This is a genomic window from Xanthomonas sp. SHU 308, from assembly GCF_000364645.1.
Lineage (GTDB): Bacteria > Pseudomonadota > Gammaproteobacteria > Xanthomonadales > Xanthomonadaceae > Xanthomonas_A > Xanthomonas_A sontii.
The window spans coordinates 1-405 of sequence record NZ_AQOK01000794.1 but is presented as its reverse complement, the minus strand read 5'-3'; the positions used below and the strand labels follow the sequence as shown (position 1 = coordinate 405).

Below are 405 nucleotides of genomic sequence, written 5' to 3'. Positions count from 1 at the left end.
CGGCGCCTCGGCAGCCGGCTCGGCGGCCGGTGCGGCCTCCGAATGGGCATCGGACACGCCAGCGGAATGGTCGTCGTCGTTGTCCGCGGACAGCGGCGCATCGGCCGGCGCCTGCCGCAGCGACTGCTGCGCCAGCACCCGCTCGAAGGCGTCGTCGTCGAGCGCGGTGTGGTGATCGGCGTGATCGGCGGCAGCGTGGTCCAGATGGTCGGCGCGCGACCACTCTTCCAACGCCTCGTGGTCGCGGGCGACCGTCTCCTCCTCGGCCAGCGGCTCGGCCGGCTCCAGCGGCGGCAGTTCCGGCGCATCGACATCACGGTGCGCGACCACCGGCACCGCGGCGCTCGCCGCCAGCGCGGCGTCGTCGTCGCGCGGCAACGGCGGCAGCGGCGAGGGCTTGCGCCA

General features: G+C 75.6%; 1 pseudogene. It reads right to left on the bottom strand.

The features are described from left to right. Positions 1–405: pseudogene (locus tag D588_RS28275) on the bottom strand (hypothetical protein); the annotation flags it as partial.